Here is a 23,191-nt window from a genome sequence, read left to right as displayed (position 1 = left end):
ATGACTTCGCGGTTCACTTGGGTGGCGACGCTGGTCGCGGGCGCCGTGCTGCTGGCCGGGTGCACCACGGCCGTCCTGGGCAGTGCGGTCATCGACCGGACCGATCCGACCAAGGTCGCCGGCCTCGCCATCACCGACGGTCCGAGCGGCCCCAAGGCGGGCGTCGCGGACACCGACCTCCCCGTCGCCAACACCGACGGGGGCGCGATCGACAAGCTCGCCGCCAACGCCGTCGCCGACGTGCAGCAGTACTGGACCGAGCAGCTGCCGGAGAACTTCGGCAAGGACTACCAGCCGGTGGGCCAGCTGATCTCCTATGACTCCCGCGGCCAGGCCCTGAACCTGTGCGGCTCGAGCACGGCCGGCCTCGTGAACGCGTTCTACTGCCCTTCCGGTGACCTCGTCGCGTGGGACCGCGGCGAGCTGCTGCCGATGCTGAACGACTCGTTCGGCCCGATGTCCGTGGTTGCCGTGCTGGCGCACGAGCTGGGCCACGCCGTGCAGACGCGCCTGGGCCTCTCGCCCAACACGCCGTCGATCGTGAAGGAGCAGCAGGCCGACTGCTACGCCGGCACGTTCTTCCGCTGGGTCGCCGAGGGGAACGCTCCGCACTTCCAGGTCTCCACCGGCACGGGCCTCAACCAGATCATGGCCACCCTCTTCTTCATCCGCGACTCCGCCGGCTCGAGCTTCGACACGGCCGGCGCCCACGGCAGCGCGTTCGACCGCGTGTCCGCCTTCCAGTTCGGCTTCACCGACGGCCCGAAGCGCTGCGCCGCCATCGACAACGCCGAGGTCGTGAGCCGCACCAGCCAGCTTCCCTTCTCCTCCAAGGACCTCGACACGGGCGACGGCAAGGGCAACCTCGACGTCGACGACCAGCAGAACCTCCAGGATCTGGAAACCAGCCTGCGCAAGGCCTTCCCGAAGGGCGCCCCCCAGCTCACCACGGACGTGACGTCCTGTTCGGACGCTCGCGTCACCTCACCGGCCGCGTACTGCCCGTCCACCGACACGGTGTCGGTCGACCTGACCGCCCTGCGCCGCATCGGCACCCCGCCGGCCAAGGGCTCCACCGGCGGCATCGGAGACTTCGCTGCGTTCGCCGAAGTGGCCTCGCGCTACGCGCTGGCGGTCGAAAAGGCCTACGACCTGCCGCTCGACACCCCCGCCACGGGCCAGCTCACGTCGTGCCTCACGGGCCTCTGGGCGGGCACCCTGCTGCCCGACAAGCAGGCCGCCCTGTCCCTCTCGCCGGGTGACCTGGACGAAGCGATCGCCGAACTGCTGTCCCCGAAGAGCGTCATCGCGTCCGACCCGTCGGGCACCACGGTCCCCTCGGGCTTCGCCCGCGTGGAAGCCTTCCGCGACGGCTTCACGTCGCCGACGGTCGCCACGTGCACCAGCAAGTACGGCGCCTGAGCTTTTCGGTTGTGACGGCCCTCTCCCACCTTCGTGGCGGCGTCAGGCCGATTTCGAGCCGAACGTGAACCGCGAGAACAAGATCGGCCCCGGGATCGTCGGGTCCGGGCCGCGGCCGTAGCGCTGGGTGAAGGTGTCCACCGGGGACGTCGTGAGGGTCCAGCCGGCGGCGCGCAGGGCTGCCGGGGTGTCCGGGCGGGGGTCGGCGTCGAACAGGGTGCCCAGGTGGGAGCCGGTTTGTTCCGGGGTGGTGTCGAAGAGGGCGTGGTCGCGCAGGGAGTCCTGGCCGGGCAACGTTTCGAGGCCGACGTGGCTGCCGGGCGCCGAAAGGCGGTCCAGTGCGGAGATGAGCGTGGTCTCGACGGCCGCGGGCAGGTGGAGCAGCAGGCCTTCGGCGATCCAGTCGCCCCGGGAAGTCGGTGCTCACGGTACCGGCAGGGTGCCCGGTTGAGGATTCTCCATCGGGGTGATCGACCGAAGCTGTCCTTTCCCGGTCACATTTTGGGCATCGATCGACCGTCGGCAGCTGTCGGTCACCCAGAACCTTGGCATCAGATATCCAGATTTGTATCGTTCGACGGCACCGACCGCTGACCAGCAGTGGTCGGTGTGGCCCTGGGAGGAGAACCCGGATGTCAAGGATCCCGACCGCATGCGTGTGCCGCTCGACCGGGTGCTCGGCCCGATCGGCGTGCGCCGCGTGGCCGGCACGGTGGTCGGTATCGACACCGGCGCGCGCACGGTCTCCGCGGTCCGCCGCGACGGCACCACCGAAACCCTTCCCTACGACCGCCTGGTGCTCGCCTCGGGCAGCCAGGTCGTGCGGCCCGGCCTGCCCGGCGCCGAGTACCTCTTCGACATCGACACCCTCACCGGCGCGGCCAGGCACGACGCGCACCTGCGCCGGCTGCCCGACCGCGAAGCCGCGCCCGGCCGGTTCACGGCCGTGGTCGTCGGCGCCGGGTTCACCGGGTTGGAGATCGCGACCGAGCTCGTCGGGCGGTTGAACGAAACCGGCCGGGTGGTGCTCGTGGAGCGCCTCGACGCCGTCGGTCCCGAGCTGGGTGAAGGCCCGCGCCCGGCGATCGAGAAGGCGCTCGCCGACCTCGGCGTCGAGGTGCGGCTCGGAGTCAGCCTCCAGGCGGTGGCGCCCGACGAGGCGCACCTGTCCGACGGCACGGTCATCCCCACCGCCACGGTCGTGTGGGCGGCCGGCATGACGGCGAGCCCCCTCACGTCGTTCATCGCGGCGGAAAAGGACCACCTCGGCCGCCTGGAAGTCGACGAGTACCTGCGGGTTCGTGGTGTGCCCGGGTGTACGCGGCCGGCGACACGGCCGCCGCGCTCTCGCCCACCGAGGGCTGCGTGGTCAGGCAAAGCTGCCAGCACGCCCTTCCCCAGGGCAAGGTCGCGGGGCACAATGTCGCCGCCGACCTGCTGGACGAGGCCCTGGTCCGGTTCGAGCCGGCGCCGTACGTCACCTGCCTCTCGCTGGGGCCGGCGGGTGCGGTGGTGACGTCGGGCTGGGACCGTGAGGTGCAGCTGACGGAGCACCTCGCGAAGGACCTCAGACACACCATCAACCAGCAGTGGATCTACCCTCCGGTCGACGATCCGGCAGAATTGCTGAACCAAGCGGGTCCGCAGTCGGCTTGGCCCGAATACGAGCCGATCGCGGCGTGAGCCGCGCACGATGGGCGAGGACGGTGAGGCGCGATGGAGCTGCGGCACCTGCGGTACTTCGTCGCCGTCGCCGAGGAGTGCCACTTCGGGCGCGCCGCCGACCGGCTGCACATCGCCCAGCCCGCGTTGTCGCACCAGATCAAGCAGCTCGAGGCCGAGCTGGGCGTCGAGCTGCTCACCCGCACCACCCGCAAGGTGCAGCTGACCCCGGCCGGGCAGCGGTACCTCGAACGGGCCCGCGCGGTGCTGACCTCGGTCGACGCGGCCGGCCTCGAAGCCGGCCGCGTCGCCCAGGGCGACGTGGGCCGGGTGGCCATCGGCTTCACCGGCTCGGCCACCTACGAGCTGCTGCCCTCCCTCGCGCGCGTGCTGCGGCGCGATTTCCCGGGCATCGAGCTCGACCTCAAGGGCGAGATGCTCACGCCCGACCAGGTGACGGCGCTGGTGGAGGAAACCCTCGACATCGGTTTCCTGCGCCCGCCCGTGCGTGAGCCGGGGCTGGTGGTGCAGGTGCTGCGCCGTGAGCCGCTGATCGCGGTCCTGCCCGCCAGCCACCCGCTCACCGAACGCGACACCGTGCGCCTCGCCGACCTGCGCGACGAGCCGTTCATCGGCTACCCCTCCCGCCACCGTTCGGTGGTCTACGACGCCGTGTTCGACGCGTGCCAGCAGGCGGGTTTCGTGCCGTCCGTGGTGCAGGAAGTCGGCGAGACGTCCACTTTGGTCTCGTTCGTGGCGGGTGGGCTCGGCGTGGCGCTCGTGCCCGCGTCGGTGCGGCACCTGCAGATCACCGGCTCGCAGTACCGGCCGTTGGCGGGCACCACTCGCGAGGTTCAGCTGGCCGCCGCGACACGGGCCGACGACCTGTCCCCGCACGTCGCCAAGGTGCTTTCGCGCGCGCACTCGCTGCTCGGCGGGCCGCGCTGACCCCTTCCGATTGATAAGCCACGGCTATCGATCCGGAAGTTCCAGGTATTTCTCATTTCCGAATCCGTCGGAAACAATCGGGAACCACAAGGTATTCCGGACTCGAGGAGGAGCCGTGACCCCGTTCATGCTGGCTGTCCAGTCGCTGCTGGACGGGGAGGAAGCCCCCGTGCCGGCCACCGAGCCGGCTGCCCCGAGATCGGTCGCCGTGGCCACCGACGAGCAGGTGATCATCCGTTCCCTCGCCGAGCAGCTCGTGTGCGAAGCCAACGCGATCCTGCGCGAGCACGGGCCGGTCTTCAACCTCGTCGACGACAGCGCCGACGGCGAACTCGCCTTCACCGTGGGCTTTTCCGACCGCAGCGCCCGCATCCGCACCGCGATGTCCGGGCGCGAAGCCACCGTCCAGCTCGTGATCGCGGGCGAACCCGACGACGCGCCGCGGCGCCTGGCCGGCGAGGACGAGCTGCGTTCGCTGTTGCTGAACCTGCTGACCGCGCCCCCGTTCCCGCACCCTGACCTGGAAGAGGACTGATGCAATACGAACTGCGGTATCAGGTCATCGAGCCGAAGAGGCAGACCTACCAGAACGTGATCGACCGGTTCGGCGACCAGCCGGCCAGCCGCTACCTCGAGGCGACGCTCGACGTCGAACCGCGCGAGAACTTCCACTACCGGCCCACGTGGGACCAGCACCGCGAGCTCTACGACGCCGACTACTCGGCACTGAAGCTCACGGACCCTTACAGCTACACGGATCCACGCCAGTTCTACTACACGCCGTACGTGACCAACCGCGCGAACCTGCACGACGAGTTCACCAAGCAGATGGCCTACCTCGAAGAGCGGGAGCTGCTGGCGAAGCTGCCCACGGCGTGGCGCACGGTGCTCACGTCGGCCATCCTTCCCTTGCGCCACTACGAATCCGGCGCGCAGATGGTGAGCGTCGGCGGCGCGCGGTTCGCCTACGGCACGTCGCTGGAACAGTGCTGCACCTACGCGGCGTTCGACCGCATCGGCAACGCGCAGATGCTTTCGCGCGTGGGCATCGCGTTGGGCGCCGGCACCGGCGACCTGCTGCAGGTGGCCAAACGCGAGTGGCTCGACAGTGAACACTTGCAGCCGCTGCGCCGCTTCACCGAGGAAGCCATGGTCACGCAGGACTGGGCGGAAGGCCTGGTCGCGGTCGACCTCGTCGACTCCCTGGTCTACCCGGTGCTCTACCGCGAGCTCGACGAGGTCGCGCTCACCAGCGGCGCCGGTGCGTACAGCCTGTTCACGCAGTACCTGCACACCTGGTTCAAGGACCAGCGCAAGTGGCTCGACGCGCTGATCAAGGCGTGGGCCGGCGACGAGAACCACGGCGCCGAGAACCGCGAGCACCTCTCGCGCATCGTCGCGACGTGGAACCCGCTCGCGCACGAGGCCGCCACCGAGATCGCGCGCGTGGTCGACGCGCAGCTGCCCGACGCCGGCACGGTCGCCGCGCTCGCGCGGACCACTGCCACCGGCGAGCAGCGCTGGGCGCAGGTCACCGGGGGTGCGGCGTGAGCGACACCCTGCGCCAGGTCGGCATCGACATCCAGGAGTCCGAAGAGAACCGCGGCCTCGTCGCCGCCATCCGCGCCGACAACCCCGAGCTCACCGTTCGGCACCTGCCGGGGCTGGTGAAGATCCAGGCCGCGGGCCAGATCGTGATCAACCGGGAAACGGTGGAGCGCGAGATCGGCCGCGAGTGGGAGACCGGCGAGTTCCAGCTGGCCATCGTCTCGTTCGCCGGGAACCTCTCCGAATGGGACGACGACCGGATCATCGTGAAGTGGGAGCACTAAGGACATGACTCAGACCACCCCGCGCCGCAAGCTGCCGCTCAAGGAGCGCTACGCGCTGCTCACCCGTGACCTGGACTGGGACCCGAGTTACGTCACCAAGGAACAGCTCTTCCCGTACACCAGCTACGAAGGAATCAAGATCCACGACTGGGACGGCTGGGAAGACCCGTTCCGCCTCACCGTGGACGCGTACTACAAGTACCAGGCCGAAAAGGACAAGCGCCTCTACGCCGTGCTCGACGGGTTCGCGCAGAGTCAGGGCCACCTCGGGCTCGCGGACGCCAGCTACCTCAACGCCATCAAGCTGTTCATCCAGGGCGTCACCCCGCTGGAGTACGCCGCGCACCGCCACTTCGCTTACCTGGCAAGGTATCTCGAAGGCCCGGCGCCCCGGTTCGCCGCGCTGTGCCAGAGCGTGGACGAGCTGCGCCACTGCCAGACGCAGATCCACACGATCAGCAACTACAACAAGTACTACGGCGGCTTCCACAGCTGGTCGAAGATGCACGACCGCGTGTGGTACCTGTCGGTGCCGAAGTCGCTGTTCGACGACGCCATGACGGCCGGGCCGTTCGAGTTCCTGATCTCGATCTCGTTCAGCTTCGAGTACCTGCTCACCAACCTGCTGTTCGTGCCGTTCATGAGCGGCGCGAGCTTCAACGGTGACATGCCCACGATGTCGTTCGGGTTCTCGGCCCAGTCGGACGAGAGCCGGCACATGACGCTCGGGCTGGAGGCCATCAAGTTCCTGCTGGAGCAGGACGAGGGCAACGTGCCGATCATCCAGGACTGGATCGACAAGTGGTTCTGGCGCGCGTACCGGATGTCCGCGCTGGTCGCCGGGATGATGGACTACATGCTGCCGAAGCCGGTGATGAGCTGGAAGGAGGCGTTCGAGCTCTACTTCGAGGACCAGATGCTCGGCGGACTCTTCCCGGACCTCGAGTTCTACGGCATCCGCCCGCCGCGCCACGTGCAGGACGCGATCGCCGAGAAGGACAAGCTGTCGCACGAGGTCTACAAGGTGCTGCACAACTTCTCGTTCGCCGCTTCGTTCACCACGCAGGCGCCGAACGAACAGCACATGAAGTGGCTGGCCGAGCAGTACCCGCAGACGTTCGACCAGCACTACCGCCCGGTGTGGGAGAAGCACCACCGCATCGAGGCCGGCGGCGGCCGGATGTTCTTCCAGGGCTTGCCGCAGCTGTGCCAGGTCTGCCAGATCCCCATGGTGTTCACGGAAAAGGACGACCCGGCGAAGACGTCCTTCCGCTCCAGCGAGTTCCGCGGCGAGCAGTTCCACACCTGCAGCGACGGCTGCCAGTGGATCTTCGAGCGCGAGCCGGAGAAGTTCGTGCAGGCGTGGCTGCCGGTGCACCAGATCTACCAGGGCAACTGCGGTGGCCCGTCGGTGCCGGAAGTCCTGGAGTGGTACGGGATCCAGGAAGGCGACAACGGCGAGTACAAGGGGTCGCCCGACCACAAGTCGTGGATCGGCTGGCACAGCGGCGACGTGGAACAAGGAGTCTGACCATGCCGGTGAAAGCGCTTTACGACTACGACTTCCCCTCGGCCGACCGCGCCGAGCTGTTCGGCGACGACCAGCTCGTGTACGTGCACTGGGAAGGCAACCCGATGTTCTGCTCGGCCGCCTGCTTCCGCGTGCCGAAGGCGCTGGGGTTCGGTGAGTTCGTGGAGACGGTCGTCGGCCCGTGGGCCGGCTCCGATCCCGACTTCGACCCGGCCGCGGTGCGGGGCTGGCGGGTGAACGGCCGGCCGCTCGGCGAGACCGGCGACACAGCGCTCACCGAACTCGGCATCGGCCACAAGGCACTGCTGCAGTTCACGGCCTGAACGGAGACATCAGAAGTGGCGACCCACACCATTCGCGTGGAACCGATCGGCGCCGAGATCCAGTGCCGGGAGGACCAGACCGTGCTCGACGCGTGCCTGCGCGAGGGCATCTGGCTGCCGCACGCCTGCACCCACGGCACGTGCGGCACCTGCAAGGCCCAGATTCTCGACGGCGAGGTCGACCTGGGTGACGCGTCGCCGTACGCGCTGCTGGAGAGCGAACGCGACGAGGGTGCCGCGTTGATCTGCGTGGCCCAGCCGCGCGGCGACGTGGTGCTCGAGGGTGAAGTCGACATGGACGAGGGTGTCGGGGTCCACCCGGTGCGCGACTTCCGTGCCCGGGTGGCGAGCCTCGAAGACATCGCGCCCGACGTGCGCCGGCTCGTGCTGGCGCTCGAGGAACCGATGAAGTTCAACCCCGGGCAGTACGTGCTGCTGGACGTGCCGGGCGGGCACCAGCGGCCGTACTCGATCGCGAGCACGCCGGCCGACGGGTCCGTGATCGAGCTGCACCTCAAACGCTCGGAGAACGGCGTCGCCACCGACGGCTGGGTGTTCAAGGACCTGACCGCCGGTGCCGAGGTCACGCTTTCCGGTCCGTACGGCAGGTTCTCGTTCCGCCCACTTCGGACGCAGCCGATCCTGCTGCTCGGCTCGGGCACGGGCCTGGCGCCGCTCAAGGCGATGATCCGCCACATCGACGAATCCGGCGGCGAGCACGAAGTCACGCTCTACCACGGCGTGGCCACAAAGGACGATCTGTACGACCGGGAGTACTTCGAGGAGCTCGAAGCCCGAGCCGACTGGTTCACCTACCGGCCGGCGCTGTCCCGGGACGACTGGAACGGCCGGTCCGGGCGCGTTCCGGCGTTGCTGGCCGAGGACTACCCGAGGGCGGGCGGGCACGTCGCCTACATCTGCGGCAGCCCCGACATGGTCTCGGACACGATGAAGGCACTGATGAAAGCGCGGCTGTTCCCGCGGGACATCTACCGCGAGGACTTTTTCGACTCCGCCGACCGCGCCGCGGGCACCCACGTGGTGCGCAGTCCGCTGATCCGGCGTTGACCAGGCAACTGAAGACGGGATCGCGAGGCATAAGTGAAAGTCACCGAAATCGAGGCGATTCCCTTCGCCATTCCGTACCGCAAACCCTTGCGGTTCGCGAGTGGAGAGGTGGACACGGCCGCGCACGTCCTCGTGCGGGTGCACACCGACGAAGGCCTGGTGGGTGTCGCCGAAGCCCCGCCGCGGCCGTTCACCTACGGCGAGACCCAGGGCTCGATCAAGTCCGTGATCGACTCGATCTTCGCGCCGCAGCTGCTGGGGATGTCCCCGCTGGCGCGCGAGGCCGTGCACGCCAAACTCGACCGCACGGTGGGGAACCCGGCCGCGAAGAGCGCGATCGACATGGCGCTGTGGGACCTCATCGGACAGAGCCTCGGCGTGTCCGTGACCGAGCTGCTCGGCGGTTACACCGACCGCATGCGCGTGTGCCACATGGTCGGGTTCGCGCAGCCCGGCGAGATGGTCGACGAGGCCGAGCGCGTGCGTGATCTCTACGGCATCACGACGTTCAAGGTGAAGGTGGGCCGCCGGCCGGTGCGCCTCGACGTGGACGTCTGCCGCGCGCTGCGCGCCGGGCTGGGTGACGACATCGAGCTCTACATCGACGGCAACCGCGGCTGGACGGCCTCGGAGTCGGCCACCGCGCTGCGGGCGCTCGATGACGTCGGCCTGCTCTTCGCCGAGGAGCTGTGCCCGGCCGACGACGTGCTGGGCCGCCGGTGGCTCGCCACGCAGAGCCGGATCCCGCTCTACGCCGACGAAAGTGCCACCCGGCCCGGAGAGGTCACGCGCGAGCTGCTGGCCGGCGCGGCCCACGGCGTGAGCATCAAAACCGCCCGCACCGGCTTCACCTACTCCCAGCGCGTGCTCAGCCAGTGCGCCGGGCTGGGGGTCGAGGTCGTGATCGGCAACCAGATCGACGGGCAGCTCGGCTCGCTGTGCGCGGCGACGTTCGGGGCCGCGTTCGAGCGCACCTCCCGCCGCGCCGGGGAGTTGTCCAACTTCCTCGACATGACCGACGACCTGCTCGCCGAACCGTTGCGGATCGAGTACGGCGAGCTGCGCGTGCCGCAGGGCCACGGCCTCGGCATCCGGCTCGACGAGGACAAGCTCGCCCGCTATCGCCAGGACTGATTCCCACCACGAAGAGAGGTAGCACCATGACCGAAGTCGTTTCCCCCACCGCCGCGGCCTCGGGCGCGTCGGCGACCGAACGGTTCCAGGAACGGGCCAAGGGCTCCGCCGCGTCCGACGCCGCGCGCGTGGACGCCATCGCGACCGATGCGCTGGCCGCACTGCACGAGGTCGTGCGCAAGCACCAGCTGACCTACGACGAGTACAACGCGTTCAAGGCGTGGCTCATCCGCGTCGGTGAAGACGGCGAGTGGCCGCTGTTCCTCGACGTGTTCCTGGAGCACGAGGTCGAAAAGGTCGCCAACGCCAGCCGTGCGGGCACGGCCGGCAGCATCGAAGGCCCGTACTACGTGGAGGGCGCGCCGGAGTTCGGAGCCGACGCCACGCTGCCGATGCGCGACGGCGAGGCTGGTGTGCCGCTGCGGTTCTTCGGCCAGACGCGTTCGGTCTCGGGCGAGCCGCTCGCGGGCGCGGTCGTGGACTTCTGGCAGGCCGACGACAACGGGCTGTACTCGCAGTTCGCCCCCGGTATCCCGGAGTGGAACCTGCGCGGCCGCTTCACCACCGACGCCGAGGGCAACTACTCCATCCACACCATCCACCCGGCGCCGTACCAGATCCCGACCGACGGCGCGACGGGCGCGCTCATCGCCGCGGCCGGCTGGCACGCCTGGCGGCCCGCGCACCTGCACATCAAGGTCTCGGCCCCGGGCCACCAGCTGATCACCACCCAGCTGTACTTCGACGGCGGCGAGCACGTCGGCGACGACATCGCCACCGCCGTGAAGGACGCGCTGATCCTGTCGCCGACCACCACCGGCGACGGTGAAGAGGTCCGCTACGACTTCGTGCTCGACCCCGCCTGAGGCCGGCATGTTGTTCGCGGTGCGGATGGACGTCAGCCTGCCCCTGGACCTGGAACCGACGTTTCGTGACGAGCTCCTGGCCACGGAGAAGGCGTACAGCCAGGAGCTGCAGCGGAAGGGGAAGTGGGTGCACCTGTGGCGGGTCGTGGGCGAGTACTCGAACCTGAGTGTGTTCGACGTCTCGGACAACGGTGAGCTGCACGAACTGCTGTGGAACCTGCCGCTGTTCAAGCACATGCGGATCACGGTGACGCCGTTGTCGCAGCACCCGTCGGCGCTGACCGGCTGAGTTTGTGGAGACGGGCGCGTGAGCCTCCTCGCGCGCCCGTCTCCAACCAGGATGTTGGCATCTCCGTCTCGTAAATCTGGATAGGAAAAATCCAGATAAACAGGCTGACTAGGCGGAGGAGGACTGGGATGAGCCGGAGCCAGGCGCTGCTGGTGCCGGCCCTGTCCGGGGTCGGTGTCTGGTGGCATCTGCGCAGGCGGGGCCGGTCGGGCGCGGTCGGCCGAGCGTCTCGATGGTGGTCTCGCTCGTGCTCGGCGGGTGGATCGTGGCGCCGGATGTCACAAATGGGGTGCTCGCTGTCGTCCAGTTGATGGGCACCGTGTTCGCGGTGGCCGTCCTGCGGAGGCGAGTGAGGATCGCATGAGCTCACTGACGAGACCGACCAAGACCGACCCGCCGGCGCTCGAGGCGGCGGGCGCGGGCGCGAAGTGGGTCGACGACCGCTACCACGTGTCGAAGGGCCTTCGGCACCAGATGAACAAGGTGTTCCCCACGCACTGGTCGTTCCTGCTGGGGGAGGTGGCGCTGTACAGCTTCATCGTCATCCTGCTCAGCGGCGTGTACCTCACCCTGTTCTTCGACCCCTCCATGCAGGAGGTCACCTACCACGGCGCCTTCACCAACATGCAGGGCGTGCAGCTGTCCCGGGCGTTCCAGAGCACGCTCGACCTCTCGATGGAGGTCCGCGGCGGCCTGTTCGTGCGGCAGCTGCACCACTGGGCCGCGCTGATCTTCATCGCCGCGATGATGGTGCACATGTGCCGGGTGTTCTTCACCGGCGCGTTCCGCCGGCCGCGCGAAGCGACCTGGGTGATCGGCGCGACGCTGCTCATCCTCGGCATGTTCGAGGGCTTCTTCGGCTACTCGCTGCCCGACGACCTGCTCTCGGGCACCGGCATCCGCGCGACGCTCTCAGGCATCATCCTGTCGGTCCCCGTGATCGGCACGTGGATCCACTGGGCCGTGTTCGGTAGCGAGTTCCCGGGCGACCAGATCATCCCGCGCCTCTACACCGTCCACATCCTGATCATCCCGGGCATCATGCTGGTGTTGGTCGCCGCGCACCTCGCGATCGTCTGGTACCAGAAGCACACGCAGTTCCCCGGCGTGCAGCGCAAGGAAACGAACGTCGTGGGCATCCGCATCTTCCCGGCGTTCGCACTCAAGGCCCTGGCGTTCATGACGATCGTGACCGGCGTGCTCTCGCTGCTCGCGGGCCTGTTCCAGATCAACGCCATCTGGAACATCGGCCCCTACAACCCGTCGATGGTCTCGGCCGGCTCACAACCCGACTGGTACCTCGCGTGGGCCGACGGCCTGCTGCGCATCTGGCCCGCGTGGGAGGTCTACCTGGGGAACTACACGATCCCGGCCGTGTTCTTCCCCGGTGCCGTGGGCATGCCGGTGCTGTTTGCGCTGCTGCTGTCGTACCCGTTCCTGGAGCGGAAACTCTCGAAGGACACCGCGCACCACAACATCCTGAACCGTCCGCGCGACGCGCCCGTGCGCACGTCACTGGGCATGATGGCGCTGGGCTTCTTCGCGGTGATCGAGCTGTCGGGCTTCAACGACATCATCGCCGACCAGTTCGACATCTCGCTCAACGCCACCACGTGGGCCGGCCGCATCGGCGTGCTGATCGTGCCGCCGCTGGCGTACCTCATCACCTACCGCGTCTGCCTGGGCCTGCAGCGCGCCGACCGCGAGGTGCTCGAACACGGCATCGAGACGGGCATCATCACGCGCTCGCCGTCGGGCGGTTACGTGGAGATCCACCAGCCGCTCGCCCCGGCTCCGCTCGAGTACCAGGGCGCAACGGTGCCGAAGAAGATGAACAAGCTCGGCGCCGCCGGCCGGGCGGTTCCGGGTTCCCTGCTGACACCCGACCCGCCGGAGGAAACGGCGGCGATCAGCAGACGGGGGCACTGAGAACCCGGGCACAGGTGCACTGCGTCCGGGTCAAGCACGAGCCGGAGGTCGTGGTCGGCGGCATCCAGGCTTTCTTCGCCGCATGGCTCGGCCGGTACGACGGCCTGGCCGGCGGCCCGGACGGCGCCCACGCGATCGCCATGACCACGAAGAAGGACGGCGTCCGGTTCTACGTGACCGGCCAGAGCTCCACGGCGGGCAGCCTCGAGACCGGCGTGGAGGTGGAGATGACCACCATCGCCTACGTCGATCCCTGGCAGCAATGAGCAGCTGACCACCTGCCGTGAAAGGCGCTTTCGGGACGCTGGACAACCCGAGAGCGCCTTTCACGGCGTACGGCATCCTCACTCCGGGCGGGGCGTTTCCGCCAGGCTGGGTGTCCGAAATGGACGCTCGGTCTGAGTCGGGGTAAGTGTCGATGGCATTGAGCAATGGTACGAAAATCAGGTACTCAAAGCAGCGGAGTCCGTTGTGGACTTACTGAGTGCTGACCAAATCTTCCTGTCGTTGGCCCCCGTTGCCACCGCCGGGCCGGCCGCGTGGGGTGTTGGAGGCGGGGCTCCGCGCGTGCCGGCGGGTAGCGGCGCGGCCCCGGAGGGGTCGCCTTGATGGTTCCGGGTTGACGGCGCGCGAGATCGCCGACTACCTCGGGCACGAGCGCATCAGCACGACCCAGGAGGACTACCTGGAGCGCGGGGTTGTCGGCGAAGACGTCGGCCCAGCGCTGGCGGCTCGCCCGACGATTGAACTTCCCAAACACCAGGGTTAAGCGTGGGCCCCCGGCAAACAAATCCCCTGGCCACACCCTCTGGCCAGGGGAGTTGTGCCCCCGGCAGGATTCGAACCTGCGACACCCGCTTTAGGAGAGCGGTGCTCTATCCCCTGAGCTACGAGGGCGGCGACCGTACCTTAGCACTCGGCCGCGGTCGTCCGGCGGGCGAAGGGGGCGGCTGACCCCGCCACGAGCAGGGCCAGTGCGACGACCGCCGCGAGGACGACGGGGGCGATGGGGAGGTGTCCGGAGAAGGAGGTGGAGTTGAGGATGGCGCCGAGGACCGAGACGGAGATCAGGGCGCCCGCCTGGCGGCTCGTGTTCTGGACGCCCGCGGCGGTGCCGGCGAGCGCGGCGGGGACGCTGGGGACCAGGAGCGCCGTCACCGCGGAGAAGCCGAGGGTGCTGGAGCAACCGACGAGCAGCAGGCCGGTCGCCAGGGGCAGGTACGACGAGCCGCTCGTGAAGGCGACGAGGATGGCGATCCCGGCGGCGCAGCAGCTGAAGGCGACGAACAGCGTGGCGGGGTTGCCGAAGCGGCGGGACAGCGGGCGGTAGAGCACCAGGGGGCCGAGGGTCGACCCGACGGTGAGTGGGGTGAGCGCCAGTCCGGCTTCTCCGGCGGGCCAACCGCGCAGCTGCTGGAAGTACAGGGACATCACGAAAAGGGTGCCGTAGTAGAGGAAGCTCAGGAGTCCGGCGCTGGCCGTCACAACCGAGCGCGTGCGGGCCGAGAAGAAGGACAGTGGGAGCATCGGCCCGCGGGCGTTGCGTTCGACGAACCAGAAGGCAATGCCGGAGCCGAGGCCGCCGGCGAGCAGGGCGAGGGTGAGCGGGGCGGTCCAGCCCCGGCTCCCGGCGACGATCAGGCCGGCGGTGAGCAGGCCGAGCGCCGACACGGCCGTGAGCTGGCCCAGGCGGTCGACCTCGCGGTGGCGGCGAGGGGTTTCCACGATCCCGCTGCGCGCCAGCAGGATCGCGCCGACGCCGACCGGCACGTTGATCAGGAAGATGCTGCGCCAGCCGAACGAGTCGATCAGCACGCCGCCGGCCAGCGGACCGACCGCGGCGGAGACGGCGCCGCTCGAGACCCAGATCGCGGTGGCGCGGGCGCGTTCGGGGAACAGGGTGCCGATCAACGCCAGGGTGGCGGGCAGCAGCGCCGCCGCGCCCACGCCCTGGACCACCCGCGCGGCGATGAGGAAATCGACGGACGGCGCGAGCGAGCAGGCCGCCGAAGCGGCCGTGAACAGGGCGGTGCCGACGAGGAAACTGTGCCGCAGGCCCCGGCGGTCGCCGAGGGCGCCGGCGGTGAGCAGCAGTGCCGCCAGGCAAAGGGTGTAGGCGTTGATCACCCATTGGACGCGGCCGAGCGACGCGTTCAGATCCTGCCGCAGGGCGGGCACCGCGATGTTGAGCACGCTGCCGTCGAGGATGATCGCGAAATACCCCAGGCACAGGCCGGTGAACCCGAGAGTTCGGGGGGAGCGGGAAAAGTGCACGTTCGTTCCTTGGTGGGAATTCGGCTGAGCAGGGAGGCCGCCCGGGTCGTCCGACGGTGGACGGCGCGGCCCGGAGTTCGATCCGGCCGCGATTCCCGTTGGGTTTCAACGGGTTCGGCGGTCGCCAGCAAGAATTGCCGGTCGTGATCAAGCTCGGCCACAGTTGAGGCGGCGTTACACCTGGCAGGGCGGGACCGGAAGTACTATTGCCCCTCCGGCTTCCCCGGAATCGCACGAAAATGGTCAGATCGGAAAGCAGGGAACAATTTTCGAGATGCCCGATAATATTGTCCAGACCTCTCGAACCGGCGCCGAATGGCCGAATCTTGGCTGGAGCGTTTCGGTGGGGTCGGCGGCGTGGGGGATCGGCGGCCGGGGGAACCTGGCCGGCCCAGGCCGTCGGCTCTACTGCCGCGGTGCCGACACGAACATCCGACGGATGGCGTCGCCCGTGTGGGGGACCCCGAACAGCGGGGACCAGCACGATCGGGGACCCGGCCGGACCAGTCGCCTCACCTGGTCGTGTCTGGTTTCGAAACCTTGAACAACAGTAGGTAATCTTCCTTAACGGGAAGCGGGGAGCCGCTTCGACCACCGGCTGCCGGAGGGCTTCGTTGATCAAGCTCATGTTCGCGGACGACGAGGAACTGGTCCGCACGGGTCTGCGCGCCATGATGTCCGGGGCCGCGGACATCGAGATCGTGGGCGAGGCGAGCGACGGCAGATCCGCGGTCGAGGTGGCGCGCCGGTATCACCCGGACGTGGCGTTGCTCGACATCAAGATGCGGGCCCCCGACGACGGGATCCGCGCGCTCAGGGCGATCCTCGCCCTGCCGGACCCGCCGATGGTCGCGATGCTGACCACGTTCGACATCGACGAGTACGTGAGCCTGGCGCTGCGCCTGGGCGCCAACGGCTTCCTGTTGAAGGACATCGACCCCTCGGCGCTGCTGCGCGCCATCCGTGACCTGGCCAAAGGCGGCGCCGTCCTCGATCCGGGGGTGGCGGCGCGCATGGTGCAGTCCCACCGCGACGAGCAGCGGGCCGCGCAGCCGGCGCGCAAGCTGCTCGCCAGCCTGAGCGAGCGGGAGCGCGAGGTCGTCGCGTTGATCGGACAGGGGCTGTCGAACGCGGAGATCGGCGGACGTCTGCACCTGTCGGAGGCGACGGTGAAGGGGTACGTGTCCGCGGTGCTCTCGAAGATCGGCGCCGCCAACCGTGTGCAGGCCGCGCTGCTGGCCTACCGCGGCGGGCTGCTCGACCAGTAGATGGTGCTCACCGCGCTCGAGTTCGTCGGGCTCGTGGCTTTCGCGGCGTCCGGCGCGCTGGCCGCGGTCCGGGCACGCCTCGACGTGTTCGGCGTGATCGTGGTGGGCCTCACCACGGCGCTGGGCGGCGGCATCATCCGCGACGTCCTGCTCGGCATCCACCCGCCCACCACGTTCTCGAACTGGCCCTACCTCGCCGTCTGCGCGGCGACGGCGCTGGCCGTGTTCGCGTTCCACCCGCAGGTCGCGCGGCTGCGGCGCGCCGTGCTGCTCGCCGACGCGCTGGGCCTGGGCGTGTTCGCGACGGCCGGCACCACCGTGGCCCTCAACGCCGGCGCCACCGCCTACGCCGCGTGCTTGATCGGCATGACCAGCGGCATCGGCGGGGGCGCGCTGCGTGACCTGCTGTTGCGGGAGATCCCGCTCGTCCTGCGCCGGGAGATCTACGCCGTGGCCGCGCTCGCCGGGGCGGTGCTGGTCGCGGTCGGTCACGCTCTGCCACTGCCGTCGGCCCTGGTCACGGTCGTGGCGGCCGCCGTGGTGGTCACGATTCGGCTGGTGGCTCTGTGGCGGCACTGGAACGCGCCCGTCGCGCGCCCGGGTGATACAGAGTCTTTGTGAGTTCTGCGTGTGTTCTTAGGCGGGTCTCAGCACTCTGCGTAAGACTGACTTCATGCGCATCCTTGTGGTGGACGACGATCGAGCCGTCCGTGAGTCGCTCAGGCGGTCCCTGGAGTTCAACGGGTACACCGTCGAGCTCGCCAGCGACGGTGCGCAGGCCCTCGAGACGATCCTCGCGAACCGACCGGACGCGATGGTGCTGGACGTGATGATGCCCCGCCTCGACGGGCTCGAGGTGGCCCGCCGCCTGCGCAGCACCGGCGACGACCTGCCCATCCTCGTGCTGACCGCCCGCGACACCGTCTCCGACCGGGTCTCCGGCCTCGACGCCGGCGCCGACGACTACCTGCCCAAGCCGTTCGCCCTCGAAGAACTGCTGGCCCGCCTGCGCGCCCTGCTGCGCCGCGCCGTGCCGGACCCCCAGCAGGGCGAGACGAGCGAGGTGCTGTCGTTCGCCGACCTCACGCTGGACCCCGGCACCCGCGAGGTCCGCCGCGGCGGCCGCGAGATCAGCCTCACCCGCACCGAGTTCGCGCTGCTCGAGTTGTTCCTCTCGTATCCCAAGCACGTGCTGACCCGCGGAAGGATTCTGGAGGAAGTATGGGGTTACGACTTCCCGACGTCGGGCAACGCGCTGGAGGTCTACGTCGGTTATTTGCGCCGAAAGACGGAAGCGGGCAACGAACCGAGGCTGATCCACACGGTGCGGGGAGTGGGCTACGTCCTGCGCGAAACCCCGCCGTGACCGACACTCCCGCCTTCGGCAACACCGCGCTCGGGAACAACGCCATCCCCACCGTCGACGTCACCGACCCGCGCGGCGACCGCTGGGGCACGCGCCGCTTCTCGCTGCGCGGTCGCGTGACGCTGCTGGCCGCCGCCTGCGTGGCCGGTGCGGTGGCGCTCGTGTCGCTGGGCGCGTACATGATCGTGTCGAGCAACCTCTACCAGCAGCTCGACGACAACTTGCTGGCGCGCGCGGAGGCCGCCGTGGCCTCGCCGCAGGTGCAGACGCAGCTCGAGCGGGTGCCCGGCGCATTCCTGGCGAGTGCTGACCTGCAGATCGGTCAGCTCAACGCGTACAGCAACAAGCTGGTCTACCCGCAGGCCGGCTCGCCGCCGCCGTACGGGCCGCTGGAGCTGGCCGTGGCCACGGGCCAGTCGCCGCAGTCGCTGCGCACCGACGTGGCCACGGACACGCGCGTGGTCGCGCTGCCCTCCGGGCACGGCCAGGCCATGGTGCTCGCGCAGTCGATGGAGCCGACGAAACGCACGCTGAACGAGCTGGCCGTTGTCCTCTTCCTCGTGGGCGGCGCCGGGATCGTGGTCGCCGCGGGGGCGGGCACCGCCGTCGCGCGCACCGGGCTGCGCCCGGTCGATCGGCTCACGTCGGCCGCGGAACGCGTCGCCGCCACCGGTGACCTGCGTCCGATCCCCGTGAGCGGCGACGACGAGCTCGCCCGCCTCACCCAGAGTTTCAACACGATGCTCGGCACGGTCGCCGACTCGCAGGAGCGGCAGCGCCAGCTCGTCGCCGACGCCGGCCACGAGCTGCGCACCCCGCTCACCTCCTTGCGCACCAACCTGGAGCTGCTGCTCTCGGCCAGCCGGCCGGGCGCGCGCACGCTGCCCGCGGAGGACCGCGCCGAGATCGAGGCCGACATCAGCGGCCAGCTCGACGAGCTCACCCAGCTCATCGGCGACCTCGTCGAGCTCGCCCGCCAGGACGAGCCACGCGAGCAGACCGAACGCGTCGAGCTCGTCGACGTCGTCGAGCGCGCGCTCTACCGCGCCCGCCGCCGCGCAGGCGACATCGAGTTCGACGTCGACCTGCAGCCGTGGGTGCTCACGGGCGACAACAGCTCGCTCGAACGCGCCGTGCTCAACCTCCTCGACAACGCGGTGAAGTTCTCGCCCGCCGGCTCCCGCGTGCGGCTCACGCTGCGGCCGCTGGGCGACGGCACGGTCGTGGTCGAGGTCGCCGACTCCGGCCCGGGCATCGCCGACGAGGACCTGCCCAAGGTGTTCGACCGCTTCTACCGCTCTTCGGAAGCCCGGACGCTGCCGGGTTCCGGCCTCGGGCTGTCGATCGTGAAGCAGGCGGTCGAGCGCCACGGCGGCGCTGTGTACGCGATGCACGCCCCGGAAGGGGGAGCGCTGTTCACGATCCGGCTGCCCGGCGCACCCGGCTGACCTGTCGCCCGCTCGGGTGGCACGTCCCACGCCACGCATGTTTGTTCATGTAGGATTTTGTGTGGTTGATGGTTCGTGCTTGAGGAGTGGTGGTGCTCGCACGTCAGCGACAGGCGGTGATCCTCGAAGAGGCGCGCCGGATCGGGGCGGTCCGGGTCAGTGACCTCGTCGCGCGGCTCGGCGTGTCCGACATGACCGTGCGACGAGACCTCGACGTGCTCGCCGGCCGCGGCCTGGTCGAGAAGGTCTACGGTGGCGCGACCTCGGTGGTCGGCAAGAGCACCGACGAGCCCGGCTTCGAGGCGAAGTCCGTGCGCCAGCGCGCGCAGAAGGAGGCCATCGCCGAACTCGCTGCCGGCCTGGTCAAGCCGGGCACCGCGATCGGCCTCTCCGCCGGCACGACCACGTGGACGCTGGCCCGCGCCCTCGATCCCATCCCAGGGCTGACCATCGTCACCAACTCGATCCAGGTCGCCGACGTGCTGCGCGCGTCCGCACAACCGGAGCGCACGGTGGTGCTCACCGGCGGCGTGCGCACGCCGTCCGACGCGCTCGTCGGCCCGGTCGCCGTGCACAGCCTGCGCTCGCTGCACCTGGACCTCGTTTTCCTCGGCGTGCACGGCATGGCCGAGGGCGCCGGCTTCACCACCCCGAACCTCACCGAGAGCGAAACCGACCGCGCGCTCGTGGAGGCCGGCCGGCGGCTGGTGGTGCTCGCCGACCACACGAAGTGGGGCACCGTCGGCATCTCCACCATCGCCGATCTCGAAGAAGCCCACGTCGTGGTGACCGACGACGGACTTCCCGACTCGGCGAGGGAGAGCCTCACCGAGCGGGTGGGAGAACTGATGATCGCCGAAACGGCGGAGAACCTCGAGGCAGAAGACGCGTGAAACGCACCTTGCGACACCTGGCGGACGGCCGGGAGATCATCTACTTCGACCACGACGGCGAGCACGAGCGCACCGCCGAGGACAGCCGCGACCTCCCGCCGGTGGCCGCGGCGTCGGAGATCCGCCTCGACCCGCTCACCCGCGAGTGGGTCGCCATGGCCGCGCACCGGCAGACGCGCACGTACAAGCCGCCGGCCGACCTGTGCCCCCTTGACCCTTCGGGGCCCGGCCGGCCCACCGAGATCCCGGAACCCGACTACGACGTGGTCGTGTTCGAGAACCGCTTCCCGTCGTTCTCCCAGAACGCACACGGTGATCCGTCCACTGTGGACGAGCTCGGCCTCGTCCCGACGGCGCCGGGCCGCGCGCGCTGCGAGGTCGTGTGCTTCAGCAGTGACCACAACGGCTCGTTCTCCCGGCTGAGCCCCGAGCGCGTGCGCCTGGTCGTGGACGCGTGGGCCGACCGCACGGCCGCGCTGGGCGAGACGCCGGGTGTCGAGCAGGTCTACCCGTTCGAAAACCGCGGTGAAGAGATCGGCGTGACGCTCTCGCACCCCCACGGCCAGATCTACGGTTACCCCTTCGTCACGCCGAAAACCGAGCGGATGCTCGACGTCGCGCGCGCGTACCGCGAAGAGCACGGCCGCGAGGTGATGGGTGATGTGCTGGCCGCCGAACAGAAGTCCGGCGCCCGCGTGATCGCCGAAGGTGAGCACTGGACGGCGTTCGTGCCGCCCGCCGCGCGCTGGCCCGTGCACATCCAGGTCGTGCCGCACCGGCAGGTGCCCGACATCCCCGCGCTGTCCGACGCCGAGCGCGATGACTTCGCCCGCGTGTACCTCGACGTGCTGCGCCGCTGCGACGCACTTTACGACCGCCCGTTGCCCTACATCGCCGCCTGGCACCAGGCGCCGGTGCGCCGCGACCGCGACCTGGCATGGCTGCACCTCGAGCTGTTCTCGGTGTTGCGCGCCAAGGACAAGCTCAAGTACCTCGCGGGTTCCGAGTCCGGCATGGCCGTGTGGATCAACGACGCCACGCCCGAACAGATCGCCCAGCGCCTTCGCGCGGCGGGCTGAGTACCCGCCGCGGCATACTCATCCCCGAAACACAGGTTCGGCTCAGGAACCTCTCAGGCCCGGCAGCTTAGGTGAGGACATGACCGAGAACGACCCCCACGCGCACGACTCCGCGGCGGGTCGCCAGAACCCGGGTGCCCAGCCGGGCACCGAGGGGCAGGCGGCCTGGAGCCAGTCCACCGCCCCTGGCGCGACGCCCACCCCCGCGACGCCCGCCTCCGGCGAGCAGCCCACGTATGGCGAGCAGGCGCACCAGGCGCCGGGCTATCCCGCGCCGAACCCGTGGTCCGCGCAGGGAGCCCAGTCCGCACAGACCGGTCCGATGGGCTACAACCCGTACCCGCCCACCGGCGGGACCACGCAGCAGCAGCCGTACGCCGCCCCCGGCACGTACAACGTTCAGCCGGCCCCGCCGAAGAAGAAGGCCGGCCCCGGCAAGCTGCTGGCGGGCGTGGCCGCGATCGCGCTCGTGATCGGCGGCGTCGCGGGCGGCACCGTCGGTTACCTCACGGGCGGCTCGTCCGGCCCGTCGGTCAACGCGCTCGACCAGCCGCGGCCCGCGCAGCAGACGGGCAACGCCCCGGCCGGCTCGATCGAGTCGGTGGCGCAGAAGCTGTCGCCGAGCGTCGTCGAGCTGCAGGTCTCCGGCCGCACAGCCGCCGGCGAGGGCTCGGGGTTCGTGCTCAGCACCGACGGCTACATCCTGACCAACAACCACGTGGTCGAGGTCGCCGCCAACGGTGGCCAGATCCAGGCCGTGTTCCAGGACGGCAAGAAGGCCGCCGCCAGCGTCGTCGGCCGCGACCCGACGACCGACATCGCGGTGGTGAAGGTCAGCGGCGTCAGCGGCCTCACCCCGGTCGAGCTCGGCCGCTCCGACGACTTGCGCGTCGGCCAGCCCGTGGTCGCCATCGGCTCGCCGTTCGAGCTCAGCGGCACGGTCACCTCCGGCATCGTCAGCTCGCTGCACCGCCCGGTGCAGGCCGGCGGCGACGAGACCGACCAGACCACGGTCATGGACGCCATCCAGACCGACGCCGCGATCAACCCGGGCAACTCCGGTGGCCCGCTCGCGAACATGAACGGCCAGGTCATCGGCATCAACTCAGCCATCTACAGTCCCAACAACGGCCAGGGTGGCCAGGGCGGCCAGGCCCAGGGCGGCAACGTCGGCATCGGCTTCGCCATCCCGATCGACCAGGCCCGCCGCACGGCCGACGACATCATCAAGACCGGCCACGCCACGCAGACCTTCATCGGCGCCAAGGTCGCCGACGCCCCGCAGGGCGGCGCGCAGCTCGGTGACATCACGTCGGGCAGCCCCGCCGAGAAGGCCGGCCTGAAGTCGGGCGACATCGTCACGAAGATCGACGACCGCACCATCGACAGCGCCGACACGCTCATCGCGGCCATCCGCACCCGCGCCCCCGACGAGAAGGTCACCTTCACCCTCTCCGGCGGCCGCACGGTGCAGGTGACCCTCGGCGGCCAGCCGGTTCCGGCCAACTGATCGCTCGGCTGCCGGGCGCAGCCGAGACCAACCACGGCTCGACCCCCTGAGCAGGGGCCGGACCCTTGAAGGCCACGCGCGACCGAGCTCCTTGTGCCGGTCGCGCGTGGCCGTCTGCCCGCCCGAATGAGCGGCAGGTGTGCCCTGCCGGGGCGAGGTGGCAGGTCGGCGAAAGTGTCCCGCGCGCTGCACCGCGGCTCGGCTCCCGGCGAGGCCGGTTGAGCCGAGCATCTTGAGGGGCGGCGGCTCGGTAGCCTGTGCCCGGGCTGGCGCGAGCGTGGTCCGGCGGCTGGCGAGCGCTGTGGATGCCGGGCCGCCGCGAGGTTGCGGGGCTGATTGACGTGAGTAT

Annotated in this window: 25 protein-coding genes and 1 tRNA gene; 23 read left to right on the top strand and 3 right to left on the bottom strand. The window is 69.7% G+C overall.

Annotated features, from left to right (window positions below; translation table 11 throughout):
- Entirely contained in the window at window positions 1-1,422 is a 1,422-nt protein-coding gene (locus tag ACWEOE_RS04675; protein WP_452003928.1) for a neutral zinc metallopeptidase, read from the top strand.
- Window positions 1,423-1,464: 42 nt separating this feature from the next.
- Here the strand turns inward: ACWEOE_RS04675 and ACWEOE_RS04670 are convergent, their stop codons facing one another.
- Complete coding sequence (locus ACWEOE_RS04670; protein WP_452003926.1) at window positions 1,465-1,716, bottom strand: hypothetical protein; 252 nt, start codon at window positions 1,714-1,716, stop codon at window positions 1,465-1,467.
- A gap of 358 nt (window positions 1,717-2,074) precedes the next feature.
- On the opposite strand from ACWEOE_RS04670, the gene ACWEOE_RS04665 reads away from it, so the two are divergent.
- From ACWEOE_RS04665 to ACWEOE_RS04595, 15 genes are all read left to right on the top strand, one after another.
- Window positions 2,075-2,938: an NAD(P)/FAD-dependent oxidoreductase gene (locus tag ACWEOE_RS04665; RefSeq protein ID WP_452003923.1), complete on the top strand. Its 864-nt coding sequence runs from the start codon at window positions 2,075-2,077 to the stop codon at window positions 2,936-2,938.
- Window positions 2,935-3,105 carry a hypothetical protein gene (locus tag ACWEOE_RS04660; RefSeq protein WP_452003921.1) on the top strand — a complete coding sequence of 57 codons (171 nt, stop codon included), beginning with the start codon at window positions 2,935-2,937 and terminating at the stop codon, window positions 3,103-3,105. Before ACWEOE_RS04665 ends, ACWEOE_RS04660 begins: the two co-directional genes overlap by 4 nt.
- 33 nt (window positions 3,106-3,138) lie before the next feature.
- A complete protein-coding gene (locus ACWEOE_RS04655; RefSeq protein ID WP_452003919.1) occupies window positions 3,139-4,032 on the top strand; it encodes a LysR family transcriptional regulator in 894 nt (297 codons plus the stop codon).
- 115 nt (window positions 4,033-4,147) lie between these two features.
- Complete coding sequence (locus tag ACWEOE_RS04650) at window positions 4,148-4,567, top strand: hypothetical protein (RefSeq protein WP_452003917.1); 420 nt, start codon at window positions 4,148-4,150, stop codon at window positions 4,565-4,567.
- Window positions 4,567-5,583: a phenol 2-monooxygenase gene (locus ACWEOE_RS04645; RefSeq protein WP_452003915.1), complete on the top strand. Its 1,017-nt coding sequence runs from the start codon at window positions 4,567-4,569 to the stop codon at window positions 5,581-5,583. Before ACWEOE_RS04650 ends, ACWEOE_RS04645 begins: the two co-directional genes overlap by 1 nt.
- Window positions 5,580-5,864, top strand: a complete 285-nt coding sequence (locus tag ACWEOE_RS04640; RefSeq protein ID WP_452003912.1) for an MmoB/DmpM family protein — start codon at window positions 5,580-5,582, stop codon at window positions 5,862-5,864. Before ACWEOE_RS04645 ends, ACWEOE_RS04640 begins: the two co-directional genes overlap by 4 nt.
- A 4-nt stretch (window positions 5,865-5,868) precedes the next feature.
- On the top strand, window positions 5,869-7,395 hold the full coding sequence (locus ACWEOE_RS04635) for a phenol 2-monooxygenase (RefSeq protein ID WP_452003909.1): 1,527 nt from the start codon (window positions 5,869-5,871) through the stop codon (window positions 7,393-7,395).
- 2 nt (window positions 7,396-7,397) lie between these two features.
- Window positions 7,398-7,718, top strand: coding sequence for a phenol hydroxylase subunit P4 (locus tag ACWEOE_RS04630; RefSeq protein ID WP_452003906.1), 321 nt, complete (start codon window positions 7,398-7,400; stop codon window positions 7,716-7,718).
- 15 nt (window positions 7,719-7,733) lie between these two features.
- The gene (locus tag ACWEOE_RS04625) at window positions 7,734-8,786 is read left to right on the top strand and encodes a 2Fe-2S iron-sulfur cluster-binding protein (protein ID WP_452003903.1); all 1,053 of its coding nucleotides are present in this window, start codon (window positions 7,734-7,736) and stop codon (window positions 8,784-8,786) included.
- A 33-nt stretch (window positions 8,787-8,819) separates the two neighbouring features.
- Complete coding sequence (locus tag ACWEOE_RS04620) at window positions 8,820-9,920, top strand: mandelate racemase/muconate lactonizing enzyme family protein (protein ID WP_452003900.1); 1,101 nt, start codon at window positions 8,820-8,822, stop codon at window positions 9,918-9,920.
- Between the two features lie 26 nt (window positions 9,921-9,946).
- Window positions 9,947-10,786, top strand: a complete 840-nt coding sequence (gene catA, locus ACWEOE_RS04615; protein ID WP_452003897.1) for a catechol 1,2-dioxygenase — start codon at window positions 9,947-9,949, stop codon at window positions 10,784-10,786.
- Window positions 10,787-10,793: 7 nt separating this feature from the next.
- Entirely contained in the window at window positions 10,794-11,075 is a 282-nt protein-coding gene (gene catC / locus ACWEOE_RS04610; protein ID WP_452003894.1) for a muconolactone Delta-isomerase, read from the top strand.
- Between the two features lie 360 nt (window positions 11,076-11,435).
- Entirely contained in the window at window positions 11,436-13,004 is a 1,569-nt protein-coding gene (qcrB, locus tag ACWEOE_RS04605) for a cytochrome bc1 complex cytochrome b subunit (RefSeq protein WP_452003891.1), read from the top strand.
- A gap of 14 nt (window positions 13,005-13,018) precedes the next feature.
- On the top strand, window positions 13,019-13,270 hold the full coding sequence (locus ACWEOE_RS04600; protein ID WP_452003889.1) for a hypothetical protein: 252 nt from the start codon (window positions 13,019-13,021) through the stop codon (window positions 13,268-13,270).
- A 353-nt stretch (window positions 13,271-13,623) separates the two neighbouring features.
- The gene (locus ACWEOE_RS04595; RefSeq protein WP_452003887.1) at window positions 13,624-13,773 is read left to right on the top strand and encodes a hypothetical protein; all 150 of its coding nucleotides are present in this window, start codon (window positions 13,624-13,626) and stop codon (window positions 13,771-13,773) included.
- A 55-nt stretch (window positions 13,774-13,828) separates the two neighbouring features.
- Here the strand turns inward: ACWEOE_RS04595 and ACWEOE_RS04590 are convergent.
- Window positions 13,829-13,901 (bottom strand) — tRNA-Arg (locus ACWEOE_RS04590).
- A gap of 12 nt (window positions 13,902-13,913) precedes the next feature.
- The gene (locus ACWEOE_RS04585; RefSeq protein WP_452003884.1) at window positions 13,914-15,278 is read right to left on the bottom strand and encodes an MFS transporter; all 1,365 of its coding nucleotides are present in this window, start codon (window positions 15,276-15,278) and stop codon (window positions 13,914-13,916) included.
- Window positions 15,279-15,892: 614 nt separating this feature from the next.
- Between ACWEOE_RS04585 and ACWEOE_RS04580 the strand changes: the two genes are divergently transcribed.
- The 7 genes from ACWEOE_RS04580 to ACWEOE_RS04550 all read left to right on the top strand — a co-directional run bounded on the left by ACWEOE_RS04580 (window position 15,893) and on the right by ACWEOE_RS04550 (window position 22,842).
- A complete protein-coding gene (locus ACWEOE_RS04580) occupies window positions 15,893-16,546 on the top strand; it encodes a response regulator (RefSeq protein WP_452003881.1) in 654 nt (217 codons plus the stop codon).
- Window positions 16,547-17,167 (top strand): trimeric intracellular cation channel family protein, encoded by a 621-nt coding sequence (locus ACWEOE_RS04575; protein ID WP_452003879.1) that lies wholly within the window; start codon window positions 16,547-16,549, stop codon window positions 17,165-17,167. It begins immediately after the preceding gene.
- 52 nt (window positions 17,168-17,219) lie between these two features.
- Window positions 17,220-17,912 (top strand): response regulator transcription factor, encoded by a 693-nt coding sequence (locus ACWEOE_RS04570; RefSeq protein ID WP_452003876.1) that lies wholly within the window; start codon window positions 17,220-17,222, stop codon window positions 17,910-17,912.
- A 44-nt stretch (window positions 17,913-17,956) separates the two neighbouring features.
- Window positions 17,957-19,360 carry an ATP-binding protein gene (locus ACWEOE_RS04565; RefSeq protein WP_452004565.1) on the top strand — a complete coding sequence of 468 codons (1,404 nt, stop codon included), beginning with the start codon at window positions 17,957-17,959 and terminating at the stop codon, window positions 19,358-19,360.
- 92 nt (window positions 19,361-19,452) lie between these two features.
- Window positions 19,453-20,253, top strand: coding sequence for a DeoR/GlpR family DNA-binding transcription regulator (locus tag ACWEOE_RS04560; RefSeq protein WP_452003873.1), 801 nt, complete (start codon window positions 19,453-19,455; stop codon window positions 20,251-20,253).
- Complete coding sequence (galT, locus tag ACWEOE_RS04555) at window positions 20,250-21,332, top strand: galactose-1-phosphate uridylyltransferase (protein ID WP_452003870.1); 1,083 nt, start codon at window positions 20,250-20,252, stop codon at window positions 21,330-21,332. The genes ACWEOE_RS04560 and galT overlap by 4 nt, the downstream gene beginning before the upstream one ends.
- 79 nt (window positions 21,333-21,411) lie before the next feature.
- Window positions 21,412-22,842, top strand: coding sequence for a trypsin-like peptidase domain-containing protein (locus tag ACWEOE_RS04550; RefSeq protein WP_452003867.1), 1,431 nt, complete (start codon window positions 21,412-21,414; stop codon window positions 22,840-22,842).
- The last annotated feature ends 349 nt before the right edge of the window (window positions 22,843-23,191 follow it).

The sequence above is a fragment of the Amycolatopsis sp. NPDC004368 genome (assembly GCF_053602515.1).
Note: the sequence above shows the minus strand (reverse complement) of the source record. Positions and strands in the feature narration are given on the sequence as shown.